We start from the raw sequence: 14,539 nt of genomic DNA, 5'->3' as shown, positions 1-14,539 counted from the left end.
AGGAAGAGTCGGATGCATCCCCTTAAGCCACAGTACGCCCGTTTGGGTGTCTTATGCCCACTCTTCCAGTCGCCCCGCCGGTCAGCCGCCCCGGCGGCGCACCATCTCGGCGATCCAGACCGGCGCGTACGGGGACGTGCAGCCCGGGGGCGTCGGGTAGTCCTTCAGCACCTCAAGGCGCTCTCCGACGGCCACGGCGCGGGCGCGGTGCGCGGGGAACCCGATGCCGATCTGCGCCAGGCACGTGTTCATCGCCCACTGCAACCGGTCCGGGGCGTCCTTCAGCTCCGCCTCGATCACGTCGAGCAGCCCCGCCGCGTCGACGTCCGCGGGCTTCTTCACCACGCGCTCGGCGGTCAGCGCCCAGCCGGCGCTCGCCACCACCGGATCGGGGTCGGCGAACCAGGCCAGGCGCAGCTCCTCGGCGTGCGGGTTCTTCTTCACCGCGTAGTTCACGAGCCAGTCGTGCACCTTGGGCGTACGCGCCTCGCGCAGCATCGCGTCCAGCTCGTCCCGCCCGTACGCCTTCGGCCGGCAGACCAGCAGCGCCAGCAGCCGCGCCGCGGAGTCGCCGGTCCGCCACAGCTCGCGGGCGAGCGGCTGCTGCGTCTTCAGCCGCTTGGCGAGCGCGCGCAGCTTGCCGAGGTGCACGCCGTGGTCGTCGCCGTGCCGCTCGTTCACCGCGCGCACCTTCGGATCCTCCAGCGCGCCCAGCTCGGCCATCACCTCGGCCAGGTTCGTCGTCTCGGCCACGGCACCCTCCTGTCGGTCAGCCGCAGCCTACTTACCGGCGGCCGGCGGCGTGGAGGCCGTTCAGCGTGATCGTGCCGCGGTCCAGGCGCACACTGGCGGTATAGCGGTACGCGGCCCGTACCTCCGGGTCCGTCAGGTCCAGCACCCCGCCCGCGTCCGCGGTGAACAGGAACTCCCAGCCCGCGCCCTGGTCCACGTACGCGGTGGCGACCTTGCCGCGGGCCACCAGGGCGTAGCGCGAGCCCGGGCGGGAGAGGTCCACGGTGCCGTCGAGGTTGTCCAGCGGCTCCATGCCGACGGTGATCAGCCTGCCGTCGATACGCAGGTCCCAGCCGGCCCGTCGCAGCCCGTTGTGGTGCCGGAACAGCAGGTAGTTGTCCGCGTCCTTGGCGAGGCCCACGAAGACGGTGTCCTGGCCGCCGGTCCCCGCGAAGGTGCCGGTGTCCAGCACCAGCGCGAAGGCGTCGGAGCGCGGCGCGGTGTCGGAGAGGAACAGCATGTGCGTCGGCGCCTGCGTGGTCACCGTCAGCCTGCCGTCGCCCGCCGTCGCGGTGCCCTGGTGCGACCCGCCCGGCACGGACAGCACGGTGAAGTGCGCCAGGTCGGTGTCGAACGGCTCGTCCAGCTCCGCCACCGGGTACGCCCCGGGGTCCGGCGGCGGCGCGAACAGGCCGACGTCCGCGAGGTGGTCGTCGAGCAGGGCGCCCAACCGGCGCAGCTTCGCCGGGTGCCGGCCGGCGAGGTCCTCGGTCTCGCCGGGGTCGCGGCCGACGTGGTACAGCTCGCCGGCGCCGCCGCGGAGCCGGCGTACGAGCTTGAACTCGCCGTGGCGGACGGCCGCGTGCGGGTGGCGGTCCCCGTTGAAGTGCGGGTAGATCCAGAAGAGGGTCTCGCGTCGGAGCCGGCCCCGGCCGGTGAGCAGCGGGGCCAGGCTCGTACCGTCGAAGCTCCCGGCGGCCGGGCCGCCGCCCGCCAGGTCCAGCGCCGTCGGGAGCACGTCGATCGTGGAGACGGGCGTGGCGTCCGTACGCCCCGGGGCCACCCGGCCCGGCCAGTACGCGACCAGCGGCACCCGGATTCCGCCCTCGTACAGCTCGCTCTTGCCGCCGCGCAGCGGCGCGGTCGCGTCCCGGTACGGGCTGCCGTTGTCGGACGTGACGAGGACCAGCGTGCGCTCGGCGAGCCCGTGCTCGTCGAGGGCGGCGACGATCCGGCCGACCTGGTCGTCGATGCTCTCCAGCATCGCGGCCAGCGCGGGCCGGTTCGGCAGCTGCCCGGCGCCCGGCTTCGCCTCGTACTTGGCGAGCAGGTCGGGCTTCGCGGCCAGGGCGGTGTGCACGGCGTAGTTGGAGACGTGCAGGAAGAACGGCTCGTCGCGGTGGCGTGCGACGAAGTCGACGGCCTCGTCCGCGAGCCGGTCGGTGAGGTACTCGCCGGGGGTGCGGGCCGGCAGGTCGGGCATGAAGCGGTACGGGTGGAAGTAGTCGCCGTCCGCGATGTACAGCCGCTCGGAGGCGATCGCCTCGTCCAGCCCGTGCGCGTAGGGGTTGCCGGGCCGCTCGGTGTACTCGCCGCTGTAGGTCTCGGTGAGGTGCCACTTGCCGATGAGCGCGGTGGTGTAGCCGTGCGGGCCGAGGAAGTCGGGGACGGTGGGGATGTCGGGGGAGAGGAACTTGTCGCTCGCCGCCGGCGCCTCGCGGAGGAAGTCGGTGATGCCGGTACGGGCCGGGTAGAGCCCGGTCATCAGCGCGGCGCGGGTGGGCGAGCAGATGGGCGCGGCCGAGTACGCGCGGGTGAAGCGCATCCCCTCGCGCGCCAGCCGGTCGATGTGCGGGGTCTCGTTGAAGGTGTTGCCGTACGCGCCGAACTCGCGCCAGCCGAGGTCGTCGATCGACACGACGACGACGTTGGGCGGCGGCGGGCCGCCGGCGGAGGCGGCGCCGCGGGCGAGCGCGGGGGCGGCGACGGCGGTGAGGCCGACGGCGGAGGCGCCGCGCAGGACGCTGCGGCGCGAGGGACGGCGGAACGTCGACGGGGGCATACGGCTCAGCGTCCGGCGGCCCGCGAGCGGGCGTCAACACCCGGGTGAATTAGTCCGGGCCGGCCGCGCGGGGTGCGTCCGGGCCGGGCTTCCGGGGGTGGCGTGGGGGCGGGGGAGCGGGCGGGGGAGCGGGCCCCGGCGGGGGTCAGTCCGCGGGGCGCAGCAGTACGTGGACGTGGTCGGCGTCCGGCGCCGCGGGGGCGCCGTCGGGGTCGGTGACCCCGACGAGGTCGAGCCCGGCGACGGCCGCCAGGGTCTCGAAGCCGTCGCGGGTGTACCAGTGCAGCACCCATGGGCGTTCGGTGATGCTGCTGCCCGAGGGGTGGTACCGCTCGTAGCGCAGCAGCGTCGTCTGGGTGCGGGTGTGCTCGTCGCGGCTCTCGGCGACGACGCTGACCCGCAGTTCGGCGCCGTCCGGCGCGGTGGCGGTGCGGGCCCGGCCGACGTCCCGCTCGGCGGTGGGCGCGGGCAGGTGCACCGGGATCAGCGCGGTGCCGCCCGGGGCGAGGTGGGCGCGGATGGCGCGCAGCGCGGCCAGCGCGGTGGCGTCGTCGGGCAGCAGGTTGAACGTCGGACCGGCGAGGAAGACGGCCGCGTACCTGCGGGGCAGGTCCAGGGCCTCCATGCGCTGGTGGAACACCCGCACGGGCAGGCCCTCTTCGGCGGCGCGGCGGCGCAGCCGGTCCAGCATGTCCGGTGAGGAGTCGACGCCGTCCACGTCCAGCCCGCGGCGGCGCAGTTCCAGCAGCGGCTCGCCGTCGCCGCAGCCCAGCTCCAGCGCGGGCGTACCGGCCCGTTCGACGAAGGCGGCGTACGGCTCGGGGTCCTGGGCGACGGACTTCAGCGGCCCGTACAGCTCGGCGACGATTCCGGTGTAGAAGTCTGCTGGATCCATGTTCGCCACCCTATGCGGGTGGCGGCGCCCCCTGCGGCAGGGCGTCACGCGTCCCCGGCGGTGCGGCGGCCGCCGCACCGCCGGGCAGGCGGAAGTGCCAGACGATCTCCGCCGGGACGCCGGCGTCGGACGCCGCCGCGGCCTCGGGGACCAGCTCCCTCAGGGACCACGGCCACGCCTCCCACGGCCCCGGGTCCGTCGCCGCCGGCGGCACCTCGGCGTCCTCGGCGGCCGGCACCCCCGGCTCCTCGCAGCCCAGCACCTCGAACCCGGCCGCGAGTGCGGCGCGCACGTAGTCCCCGACCGCGTGCCGGTACGTCTCCACCCGCCCGGGGCTGCCGTCCGGCAGCCGCACCGCGGGCACCGACCCGAGCGCCACCCGCTCCGGGTGCAGGTCCGACGTCACGAGGTGCCCGCCCGGCCGCAGCACCCGCGCGAACTCCGCCAGCACCGGGCCCAGATCGGGCACGTGCGTCAGGGCGAGCGCGCAGACCACCACGTCCGCGGCGCCGTCGGCCACGGGCAGCGCGTCCAGGGCGCCGAGGCGGAAGTCGCCCTCCGGGACCCGCTGCCCGGCCCGCGCCAGCATGTCCGGTGAGCTGTCGACGCCGATGGTGCGGTGGCCCCGCGCGGCGAGCAGGGCCGTCATGCGCCCGGTGCCGCAGGCGGCGTCCAGGGCGACGCCCGCGGGCAGCGGGTCGAGGAGCGCGCCGACGACCGGCTCGTCGAGGTCGAACGCCGAGTTGGGCCCGTCGTACGTCCGCGACCAGATCCGGTACCCCTCGACCGTGGGCACCCGGGCGACGTCCACGCCCGCGTCGGCCAGCGTCGCGTCGTCGAGGAGCCGGCGGATCCCGGCGAGCCGCGCGGCGACGAACGCGCGGTCGTACTCCCCGGTGAACGAACGCAGCAGCGCGACGCCCTCCAGGCCCACCGTGTAGGCCAGCGGATCTTCATACTTCACGCCCGCGACGGTAATGATCCGCCTCGCGCCCGCGCCACCCGATTACGCGTGCGGACGATCAGCAGTTCGGCCGAGAGGTACGGCCGTCGGCCGCGTTGCCGGGGGTCGCCGGGGTCGGTCGGTGTCATCCTGGTATGGCTACCTTTGGCGGATTTCATGCGGAGGGGTCCCATGGGCAGGGCAGACACCACCGGGCACGTACGCGAGCGAGCGGCGGAGGCTCCCGACCTCTTCGCGGAGCTGCGGGAACGGGAGTTCGGTTACCTCGACGAGGGCGGGCACACCTATCTCGACCACACCGGCGCGGGCCTCCCGCCGCGCTCCCTCGTCGCGGGCAGCGCCCGGCGCATCGCCGCCGGGCTGTTCGGCAACCCGCACTCCGAGAGCCCCGCCTCCCGGGCCTCCGGGGACCGGCTCGCCGAGGCCCGCGAGGCGGTGCTGCGGTACTTCAACGCCGACCCCGCCGAGTACGCCGTGATCTTCACGCCCAACGCCACGGGCGCGCTGCGCCTGGTCGGCGAGGCGTACCCGCTCGGGCGCGGCAGCCGCCTCGTCCTCTCGCTCGACAACCACAACTCCGTCAACGGCCTGCGCGAGTACGCGCGGGCGCGCGGCGCGGCCGTCGAGTACGTCCCGCTGCGCGGGCCGGACCTGGGGATCGACGAGGACCGGATGCACGCCGCGCTGTCCGTACGCAACAGGCGGCCCGGCTTCGCCCCCGGGCACGGCCGCCCCCGCGGCCTGCTGGCCTACCCGGCGCAGAGCAACTTCACCGGCGTACAGCACTCCCTGGAGTGGATCGCCACCGCGCAGGCCCACGGCTACGACGTGGTGCTCGACGCGGCCGCGTACATCCCCACCAACGCCCTGGACCTCGGCCGCCACCACCCGGACTTCACCGTCGTCAGCTGGTACAAGCTCTTCGGCCACCCCACCGGCGTCGGCGCCCTCGTCGCCCGCCGGCCGGCGCTCGCGAAGCTGCGGCGCCCGTGGTTCGCGGGCGGCACGATCTACGCCGTCAGCGCGCAGGCGCAGTGGCACGTCCTCGCCGACGACGAGGCCGCGTTCGAGGACGGGACCGTCAACTTCCTCGCCATACCGGACGTCACCGCGGGGCTCGCCTGGATGGAGCGCATCGGCATCGACCGCGTCCACGACCACGTCGAGGCGCTGACGGACCGGCTGCTCGCGGGCCTGCGCACGCTGCGGCACGGCGACGGCTCGCCGCTGGTCCGCGTCTACGGTCCGGACCGGACCGGCGCGGCGCGCGGCGGCACGGTCGCGCTGAACGTCCTGGACGCCGGCGGCCGCGTCGTCGACGAGCGCGTCATCATCCGCGACAGCGCCGCGTACGGCATCTCCCTGCGCACCGGCTGCTTCTGCAACCCGGGTGCCGGCGAGGCGGCCTTCGACCTGTCGCCGCGCCGGCTGCGCCGGGCCGCGCGCAGGCGGCTCGGCTCGCTGGAGGACTACCTGAAGCTGCTGCACCTGCCGTCGGCGGGCGCGGTGCGCGTCTCGTTGGGCGCGGCGTCGCAGCCCGGGGATGTCGAAACGTTTCTGTCGTTCGTGGCGCAGACCTACCGGGACCGCGTCCCGGACGTGGCGGATCTCGCCCCGCGGCTGGGCTGCTGACCCCGCGGGCCCCGGACCCCGGCCCGCGTCAACGCCCCTGCCTGCTCCGCTCGGCGCCGTCCCGGCACTTGCGCACCAGCACCCACCAGGTCAGCGCCAGGAAGAGCACCGTGAAGCCCGCCAGGATCAGCCACCCGCGGCCCGCCGGGTGGGCGAACGACTCACCGTACGCCGCGAGCAGCGGCCGCCCCAGCGGCGAAGCGCCCGTACGCCACAGCGATTCGAGGCCCACCCCGCTGCCCAGCGCCTCGAACGCCCACCGGTTGGTCATCGCCAGGCTGATCAGCTCACCGCCCAGCGTCATCCGCGGCACCGGCACGAACGCGCCCGAGAACAGCACCTGCGGAAAGCACAGCAGCGGCAGCATCAGCGTCGCCTGCCCCGGCTCCGAGACCGCCGCGGAGGCGAGCAGCCCGAGCGCGAGGGCGGCGGCGGAGGCCAGCAGGGCGGTGGCGAACAGCGAGGCGTACGTGTCCCATCCGGCCGGCGGCAGCCGGTCCAGCATCCGGAGCACGGCCAGCAGGACCGCGTCGGCGACGGCGAGGACCGGGAGCATGGTGGTGAGTTTGGAGGCCACGTACGGGCCGAGCCGCAGGCCGGCGAGCCATTCGCGGCGCAGGACGGGCAGTTCGGCGCAGATCTGCAGCAGGCCGTAGGTCAGCCCGAAGAAGAACGCGCCGAAGGCGATCCAGAACATGATCATCGCGGTGGACCCGGGGTCCGGGTCCGCGGGGTCGAAGGTGCCGCCGCGGAAGAGCACGGCGAACATCGCCACGATCATGAGGGGGGAGCCGGCGAGCACGGTGACGGACAGGCGGTTGTGCAGGAGGAGGGCGGTGCCGCGGCGGGTGAGCAGGGCCCACTGCCGCACGGCGCCGACGCGGGCGGCCGCGGGTGCGGGGACGGTGGACCCGGTGGCCCCGGCGGCTCCGGTCCGGGCGGGTTCGGCGAGCCGGACCGAGGCGGCGCCGCCGGTCCCGCCCGGTGCGCCGGTCCCGTCCGCGGTCCCGTTCACCGCCGTCCCGTTCATCGCCGATCCGCCGCCCGCCGTCCCGGTCGCCGCCGTGCCGCCCGCCGGCGTCCCGGTGTCCGCCTGCCCCGGGATGTCGCCGGCGCCCGACCCCGCCGCCCGCGCGCCGGCGGCCACCGCGCCGTACACCTCCTCCGCCGTGTCAACGCCGAACGCCGCGCACAGTCCGCCAGGTTCACCCGCGTAGGCGACCTCGCCGTCGGCCGACAGGAACACCACCTGGTCCCCGCGCGGCAGATCGGCGAGCACGTGCGTGGTCGTCACGACGGTCGTGCCGTCGTCGGCCAGCCCGCGCAGCGTGTGCATCAGCTCCGCGCCGGTGGCCGGGTCGAGGCCCGACGTCGGCTCGTCGAGGAAGAGCACCCTGGGCCGGGTCAGCAGCTCCACCGCGATGCTGGCCCGCTTGCGTTCGCCGCCGCTGAGGGCCCGTACCGGCGTATCGCGCCGCGACGTCAGCCCCAGGACCGCCAGCACCCGGTCGACGGTCGCGGCGACGGCCGGGGCCGGCGTCCCCGGCGGCATCCGCAGGCCGGCCGCGTACACCAGCGTGCGGTGCAGCGGCAGCTCGCGGTGGATGATGTCCTCCTGCGGCACGTACCCGAACTCCGGCCCGGGCGGGCCCGGCGGCACCCCGTCGTGCCACACCTCGCCCTCGCTCGGTGTGCTCAGCCCCGCCAGCGTCTGCAGCAGGACCGTCTTGCCGGCCCCGCTGCTCCCGGCGATCACGGTGAGGGTCCCGGGGGCGACGTCGAGCGACACCCCGCTGAGCACCCGGCCCGCCCCGCGTACGTCCCGGCTCACCCGGTGCGCGCGCAGCCGGAGGCCGCCGTCCGGCGAAACGGACACACCGGCGGGACCACCAGGGGAGACACCCGGGCGCAGGGGCGGCGTCGACATGTGTGCAGCATGCCAAAGGAACGGGGTGCCGCACCCCCGCGGCTCGCGCGTCGTACCAACGATCGGCCGATCCGTCGGCGGCCGTTGCCCGCCCGGGTCAGCGCCTGCGGCCGGCGTGCAGTTCCAGCGGCTCGGCCTCGAAGCGCGCCCGGAAGCCGCGGTCGTGCGAGACCGCGACCACCGCCCCCGGGTACGCCGCCAGCGCCGCCTGGAGGTCCTCGACCAGGTCGAGCGCGATGTGGTTGGTCGGCTCGTCGAGGACGAGGAGGTCCGTGGGCCGGGTCACCAGGGTCGCGAGCTGCAGCCGCCGCCGCTGCCCCACGGACAGCGCGGCGACCGGGACGTGCAGATCCTGTTCGCGGAACAGGCCCAGGGACAGGAGCTGTTCCGCGTACTCGTCCGGCGGCCCGGGCCGTCCGGCGGCGAACGCGGCCAGCAGCGGCAGCCGCGTGGCGCGCGCGGGCAGCTCCTGGGCGAGGTAGCCCGTCCGGGCGGGGCGGCGCGCCGTGCCCGCGTCCGGCTCCAGGTCGCCCGCCAGCACGCGGAGCAGCGTCGACTTGCCCGCGCCGTTCTCGCCGGTGACGAGGAGGCGCCCGCCGGGCGCGACCGCCAGGAGCCCGTCCAGGCGCAGCCGTTCCCCGACCCGTACGCCGTCCAGCTCGGCGAGCGCACCCCGGGCGGGTCCGCCGGCCGCCGCCGTCAGCGCCGCCGTGAACCTGAGCGGCGCCGGCGGCTTCGCCACCGGGTTGCGCCGCAGCCGGTCCAGGCGCTCGCGCACCGCGCGCACCTGCCCGCCGAGCTTCGCCTCGCTGGAGCGGCGGTGCTTGCCGAAGCCCTGTCCGGGGTCGCGGCCGGTGCCGGCCAGCCGCCTGCCGGCGGCGTCCAGCAGCTCCTCCGTGCGGGCCACCTCCTCGACCCAGTCCGCGTACCGCTGCTCCGCTCCGCGCCGGGCGGCGGCCTTCGCGGCGCGGTAGCCCGCCCACCCGTCGCCGTACCGGCGCACGGTGCGCTCGTCCCGGTCGACCTCCAGGACCGCGGTGGCGATGCGCTCCAGGAAGCCGCGGTCGTGGGTGACCGCGACGACGGTGCCGCGGTGCGCGCGCAGGTGTTCCTCCAGCCAGCGCACGGCGGCCGCGTCGAGGTGGTTCGTCGGTTCGTCCAGCAGCAGCAGTTCGGGGGCGGCGGCCAGGACGCAGGCGAGTGCGAGGCGCGACTGCTCGCCGCCGGACAGCGAGCCGAGCGGGCGCCTCCGGGCGATCCGGGCCAGCCCGAGCCCGTGCATGGCGGCCTCCACCCGGGCGTCCGCCTCGTAGCCGCCGCGCTCCTCGTAGGCGATCAACAGCTCGCCGTACGCGGCGAGCTCCTCGCCGGACGCGTCGGCGAGGGACTCCTCCGCCGTACGGAGCATCCGCTCCATGTCGCGGAGTTCGGTCAGGGCGAGGTCCACGGCGTCCTGCACGGTGCGGTCGGCGTCGAGGCCGAGGGTCTGGGCGAGGTGGCCGGTCCCGCCGGGGAAGCGGACGGTGACCTCCCCGGCGTCCGGCGCCTCGGCCCCGGCGAGCAGCCGCAGCAGGGTGGACTTGCCGGATCCGTTCTCGCCGATGACGGCGGCCTTCTCGCCCGGCCGGACGGTGAAGGAGACCTGGTCGAGGACGGTCCGGGTGCCGTACGACCTGGTGACGGACCTGACGGACAGCTGCGCCACGGCGGGGACGGCGGTGGGCAGGGCGGTACGGGCGCGCTCGCGCATGGGGCTTTCCCTGGGCATACGAAGGGTCTACGGGCAGCAGAAACGGCGGCAAGGGCCGTGCCCGGACTCAGACGAAGAAGAGGAAAGCCATGTCCCCAAGGTAACAGCCCGCCCGGACAGGCGAGCGGGCGAAGACCCGGACGACCTGCTCTAGGACTCCGGCGCCGCGGCCGTCCGGTCCGCCGTGGCGGGACGCCAGTCCGCGGCGAGCAGCCCGAGCAGCACCTCGTCCAGGAACTCGCCCAGCACCCACGCCGACGAGCGCAGCACGCCCTCGCGGGCGAAGCCGTTGCGCTCGGCGGCGCGCAGCATGGCGGTGTTGTCCGCCAGCGTCTCGATCTGCAGCCGGTTCAGGCCGCGGACGACGAAGCCGTAGTGGCAGAGCGCGCCGACGATGTCGCTGCCGTAGCCCTTGCCGCGCGCGTGCGGCATGAGCCCCAGCCCGACGTGCGCGGACCGGTGGTGGTTGTCGATGCCCCACAGCGCCGCCGTGCCGACGAGCGCGCCGCCGTCCAGCTCCACCACGGAGAACGGGACGTGCGCCGCCGCCTTGTCGTCGACCAGCAGCGGGTTGTCCTTGGAGTCGGCGGCGATCGGCCGCCACGGCGCGGCCTGGGCCCGTGAGCCGGCGACGACGTCGTCGTACAGGTCGGCCATCAGAACCGGGATGTCGTCCGCGTGCCGGGCTCTGAGCCCGACTTTCGTGCCTCGTAGCATGCCTGCTTCCTAACCGGCCGGACCTGCCCGTGGCAAGCAGGTTTGACCAGGGGCGCAGTGCACGATCGGGGGAACCTCGGCGGAATCCGCCCCGCCGGCCGCCGGCTGTACGACGCTGTCGGCATGTCCATATATCAGGTCTCGTGCCCCGGCAAGGTGCTGTTCCTGGAGTCGGAGATCGCGGAGCTGAACGCGATCTCGGACGGCGGTCTCCGGGTGGAGCCGGCGCTGTGGTGCGAGTTGGAGAAGGGCCACGCCGGCCCGCACTGCACCCTGGCGGTCGGTGCCCGCGCCACGGACGACCTGCCGGCCCGCACGGTCTGGGCCCGCTGGCCCGAGGGCGACGAGTACGGGCCGGGGCGCGAGATCGCCGCGCTGCCCTCGTGCCCGGAGACGTTCCTCGAAGGGTCGGTCTCCTCGGAGTGCTGCGCCCTGCCGAAGGACCACGAGGGCCGGCACGGGTTCGAGTTCGGGCCGCCGATCAGCGAGTCCGACGTGATGCCGGACTGGGTGCTGAGGATGCTGGAGGGGGAGTAGCGCGCGTGCCGGGCCGCGGTGCGCGTCAGGCGATGAGGAGGCGCAGGCCCAGTTCGGCGGCGTCCAGGGCCAGCAGGTCGCGGTTGCGCTCCGCCCAGCGGCCCGACGCGAGGTCGTCGCCGAGTGCGGCCACCGCCCGCCGCTCCGCCTCGGGACCCACGCGGGTCCACACCGACACCGCGCGGCGCACGTGCTCCTCCAGGTACGCCTCGGGGCGGCGCCAGTGCGCCTCGAAGAAGCCGTCCGCGCAGTCCCACGGGATCAGCACCGGCTCGGCGCGGCCGTCGATCGCGCGGGTGAGGTCCGCCAGCGACGGCCAGTCGGTGAGGAGGCCCGCGAACTCCGGCAGGTAGTCCCGGGTGAGCCAGAACCGCTCGCGCCGGCCCGGGTCGCAGGCGTCGTACGTGAACACCACCACCCGCCGCGCCACGCGCCGCATCTCGCGCAGCCCCGCCACCGGGTCCGGCCAGTGGTGCACGGTGCTGACCGCCATGGCCGCGTCGAACGCCCCGTCCGCGAACGGCAGGCGCTCCGCGCCGGCGGCCACGCACCGCGCCGCCCCGGCGGGCCGCTGCGCCCGCATCACCGCCGACGGCTCCACCGCCGTGACCTCGCGGTCCTGCGGCTCGTACGAGCCGGTGCCGGCGCCGACGTTCAGCACCGTGCGGGCGTCCCCGAGCGCGTCCCAGATCCGCTCGGCGATCCGCGGCTCCGTGCGCCGCGTCGCCGGATACGCGGAGCCGATGACCTCGTACAACTGCGGCCCGAACACCTTCAACTGCTCCTCCGACGTGGTCCTGATCCCCATCTCCCGCGCCTCCAGTTCCCTGTCGAGGGCCGTGACCATGGCGGCGGCCCGCTCGCGCTGCGCCAGCAGCAGCCCGCGCAGCCTGCGCAGGTGGGCGACCGCGTCGGTGGCCGGGTCGTCGACCAGCTCCGCGATCTCGCGCAGCCCGAACCCCAGCCGCCGGTACCCGAGCACCTCCCGCAGCCGCTCCACGTCGCCCGCCGCGTACGCCCGGTAGCCGGCCGCGGTCCGGGCGGACGGCCGGACGAGGCCGATCTCGTCGTAGTGGTGCAGCGTGCGCACGCTCACGCCCGCCAGCTCGGCCACGCGCCCCACGGTCAGTTGCTCTGCCACACCCGAGACGATGCGGCATCACGCCGCGTGAGGGTCAAGCGCCGGCTCCCCGTGCACCGCGCGGAAGGTGCGGCGGTACGCGGCCGGGGGCACGCCGACGGTGCGGTGGAAGTGGCGGCGGAGGGTCGCGGCGGTACCCATGCCGGTGGCCTCCGCGATCGCGTCGACGCCGCGGTCCGTGGTCTCCAGCAACTCCTGGGCGCGCCGGATCCGCTGGGTCAGCAGCCACTGCAGCGGAGTGGCACCGGTCGCGGTCCTGAAGTGGCGGGTCAGGTTGCGCGAGCTCATCCCCGCCTGACGGGCCAGGTCCGGCACGGTCAGCGGCTGGTCGATGCGTTCCACGGCCCAGCCGAAGAGCGCGGCGAGCGTCCGGTCGTCCGCGGCCGGCACGGGGGCGGTGACGAACTGGGCCTGCCCGCCGTCCCGGTGCGGCGGCACGACCAGGCGGCGGGCGACGGCGTTGGCGACCGCGGAGCCGCGGTCGAGGCGTACGAGATGCAGGCACAGGTCCAGCGCGGCGGCCTTGCCGGCGGAGGTGAGCACGCTGCCGTTGTCCACGTACAGCACGTCCGGGGCGACCTCCACCTCGGGGTAGCGGGCGGCCAGGGCCCCGGTGTGCGCCCAGTGCGTCGTCGCGCGCCTGCCGTCCAGCAGTCCGGCGGCGGCCAGCACGAACGCGCCCGTGCAGAGGGAGGCGACCCGGGCGCCGGCCGCGTGGGCCGCGCGTACCGCGTCGACGAGATCGGCCGGCGGCTCCGCGTCGACGTCCGCCCAGCCGGGGACGATGACGGTGCCGGCGTGCCGCAGCCGGTCGAGCCCGTGGTCGGGCTCCAGCAGGAACCGCCCGACCCGCACCGCCCGCGTCCCGCAGACCGTGACGTCGTACCAGGGGCCGGCCACCTCGTCCGGGGCGGAGCCGAGCGCCTCGTACGCCACGGAGAGCTCGAAGTGCAGCATTCCTTCGGTGACGGCCAGCGCGACAGTGTCCATGTCCGAAATTGTACGGGCGTTGTCGTTCCGGACACTCGCGGTGGGGTGCCCGCCCTCACCAGGATGTGCGTACCGGATCATTCGAGTGCGGGGAGAAGTCATGGGATCGGGCCAGGCGGTGGCGGTGTTCGGGGCGTACGGGCACACCGGGCGGTTCGTCGTGGCGGAGCTGCGGGACCGCGGGTACGTCCCGGTCCTGTCGGGCCGTGACGCCGGCAGGCTGGCGGCGCTGGCGTCGGCCACCGGCCTCGACGCCCGCCCGGCGACCGCCGCCGACGCGGCGGCGCTCGACTCCGCCCTGGCCGGTGCGGCGGCCGTGATCAACTGCGCGGGCCCCTTCGCCACGACCGCCGCCCCGGTGATCGAGGCCGCGCTGCGGGCCGGGATCCCGTACGTGGACGTGGCCGCCGAGATCGAGGCCAACGCCGACACGTTCGCCCACTTCGCGGACCGCGCCCGCGCCGCCGACGCGGTGGTCGTCCCCGCGATGGCGTTCTTCGGCGGCCTCGGCGACCTGCTGGCCACGGCGGCGATGGGCGACTGGACGGCGGCCGACGAGGCGCACATCGCGTACGGCCTGAGCGACTGGCACCCCACGGCCGGGACGCGGGCCGCGGGCAGGGTCTCCGGCGCCCGGCGCGGCGGCCGGCACGTCCGCTACGCGAACGGCCGGCTGGAATACCACGACGACGAACTCCCCGTCCTGGAGTGGCACTTCCCCGGCCAAGCCGGCCCCCGGCCCGTCATCGGCGACTTCACCATGGCCGACGTCGTCACCCTCCCCAGCCACCTCGGCATCCCGGACGTGCGCACCTACATGGCCGCCGCCGCGGCGAAGGACCTGTCGTCCCCGGACACCCCCGCACCGGCGGCGGCCGACGCGCGCGGCCGGTCCGCGCAGACGTTCCTCGTCGACGTCGTCGTACGCGCCGGCGGCACCGAACGCCGCGCCACCGCCGCCGGCCGGGACATCTACGCCGTGACCGCCCCGCTCGCCGTGGAGGCCGTGCACCGCATCCTCACCGGGCGGACCCGGACCACGGGGGTGGGCTCGGCGGGCGCGATGTTCGACGCACGCGGCTTCCTCGCCGCCCTGGCCGCGCACCTCACGGTCGAGTTGCACCTTCCCGGCGCCGGACGGCCCGCAGTACGTTGAGCGTCGGCGTACCCCGCCACCTCCGCGATCCGCAGG

General features: G+C 75.4%; 12 protein-coding genes. 3 read left to right on the top strand and 9 right to left on the bottom strand.

What is annotated here, in order from left to right; translation table 11 throughout:
• Positions 1-81 precede the first annotated feature (81 nt).
• The 4 genes from LG396_RS21035 to LG396_RS21020 form a co-directional block, all read right to left on the bottom strand.
• Positions 82-753: a DNA alkylation repair protein gene (locus tag LG396_RS21035; protein ID WP_037754195.1), complete on the bottom strand. Its 672-nt coding sequence runs from the start codon at positions 751-753 to the stop codon at positions 82-84.
• A 31-nt stretch (positions 754-784) separates the two neighbouring features.
• Entirely contained in the window at positions 785-2,794 is a 2,010-nt protein-coding gene (locus LG396_RS21030; RefSeq protein WP_225795925.1) for a sulfatase, read from the bottom strand.
• Between the two features lie 145 nt (positions 2,795-2,939).
• Positions 2,940-3,689, bottom strand: a complete 750-nt coding sequence (locus LG396_RS21025) for a class I SAM-dependent methyltransferase (protein ID WP_225795924.1) — start codon at positions 3,687-3,689, stop codon at positions 2,940-2,942.
• A 10-nt stretch (positions 3,690-3,699) separates the two neighbouring features.
• Positions 3,700-4,653, bottom strand: a complete 954-nt coding sequence (locus LG396_RS21020; protein WP_225795923.1) for a class I SAM-dependent methyltransferase — start codon at positions 4,651-4,653, stop codon at positions 3,700-3,702.
• Positions 4,654-4,824: 171 nt separating this feature from the next.
• Between LG396_RS21020 and LG396_RS21015 the strand changes: the two genes are divergently transcribed.
• The gene (locus LG396_RS21015; RefSeq protein WP_225795922.1) at positions 4,825-6,285 is read left to right on the top strand and encodes an aminotransferase class V-fold PLP-dependent enzyme; all 1,461 of its coding nucleotides are present in this window, start codon (positions 4,825-4,827) and stop codon (positions 6,283-6,285) included.
• Positions 6,286-6,313: 28 nt separating this feature from the next.
• Here the strand turns inward: LG396_RS21015 and LG396_RS21010 are convergent, their stop codons facing one another.
• The 3 genes from LG396_RS21010 to LG396_RS21000 all read right to left on the bottom strand — a co-directional run bounded on the left by LG396_RS21010 (position 6,314) and on the right by LG396_RS21000 (position 10,679).
• Positions 6,314-8,161 carry an ATP-binding cassette domain-containing protein gene (locus tag LG396_RS21010; RefSeq protein WP_225795971.1) on the bottom strand — a complete coding sequence of 616 codons (1,848 nt, stop codon included), beginning with the start codon at positions 8,159-8,161 and terminating at the stop codon, positions 6,314-6,316.
• 148 nt (positions 8,162-8,309) lie between these two features.
• Positions 8,310-9,962 (bottom strand): ABC-F family ATP-binding cassette domain-containing protein, encoded by a 1,653-nt coding sequence (locus LG396_RS21005; RefSeq protein WP_225795970.1) that lies wholly within the window; start codon positions 9,960-9,962, stop codon positions 8,310-8,312.
• A gap of 150 nt (positions 9,963-10,112) precedes the next feature.
• On the bottom strand, positions 10,113-10,679 hold the full coding sequence (locus LG396_RS21000; protein WP_225795921.1) for a GNAT family N-acetyltransferase: 567 nt from the start codon (positions 10,677-10,679) through the stop codon (positions 10,113-10,115).
• A gap of 123 nt (positions 10,680-10,802) precedes the next feature.
• Between LG396_RS21000 and LG396_RS20995 the strand changes: the two genes are divergently transcribed.
• Positions 10,803-11,216, top strand: coding sequence for a hypothetical protein (locus LG396_RS20995; RefSeq protein WP_225795920.1), 414 nt, complete (start codon positions 10,803-10,805; stop codon positions 11,214-11,216).
• Between the two features lie 25 nt (positions 11,217-11,241).
• Here LG396_RS20995 and LG396_RS20990 read toward each other — a convergent pair whose 3' ends face one another.
• Together LG396_RS20990 and LG396_RS20985 are read right to left on the bottom strand one after the other, a co-directional pair.
• Positions 11,242-12,330 (bottom strand): MerR family transcriptional regulator, encoded by a 1,089-nt coding sequence (locus LG396_RS20990; protein WP_225795969.1) that lies wholly within the window; start codon positions 12,328-12,330, stop codon positions 11,242-11,244.
• 45 nt (positions 12,331-12,375) lie between these two features.
• Positions 12,376-13,347, bottom strand: a complete 972-nt coding sequence (locus LG396_RS20985; protein ID WP_225795919.1) for a helix-turn-helix domain-containing protein — start codon at positions 13,345-13,347, stop codon at positions 12,376-12,378.
• Between the two features lie 100 nt (positions 13,348-13,447).
• On the opposite strand from LG396_RS20985, the gene LG396_RS20980 reads away from it, so the two are divergent.
• The gene (locus LG396_RS20980) at positions 13,448-14,503 is read left to right on the top strand and encodes a saccharopine dehydrogenase NADP-binding domain-containing protein (RefSeq protein ID WP_225795918.1); all 1,056 of its coding nucleotides are present in this window, start codon (positions 13,448-13,450) and stop codon (positions 14,501-14,503) included.
• Positions 14,504-14,539: the final 36 nt, after the last annotated feature.

The organism is Streptomyces aculeolatus (assembly GCF_020400605.1).
Lineage (GTDB): Bacteria > Actinomycetota > Actinomycetes > Streptomycetales > Streptomycetaceae > Streptomyces > Streptomyces aculeolatus.
The sequence above is the reverse complement of the archived record's forward strand: the minus strand, read 5'-3'. Positions and strand labels throughout refer to the sequence as shown.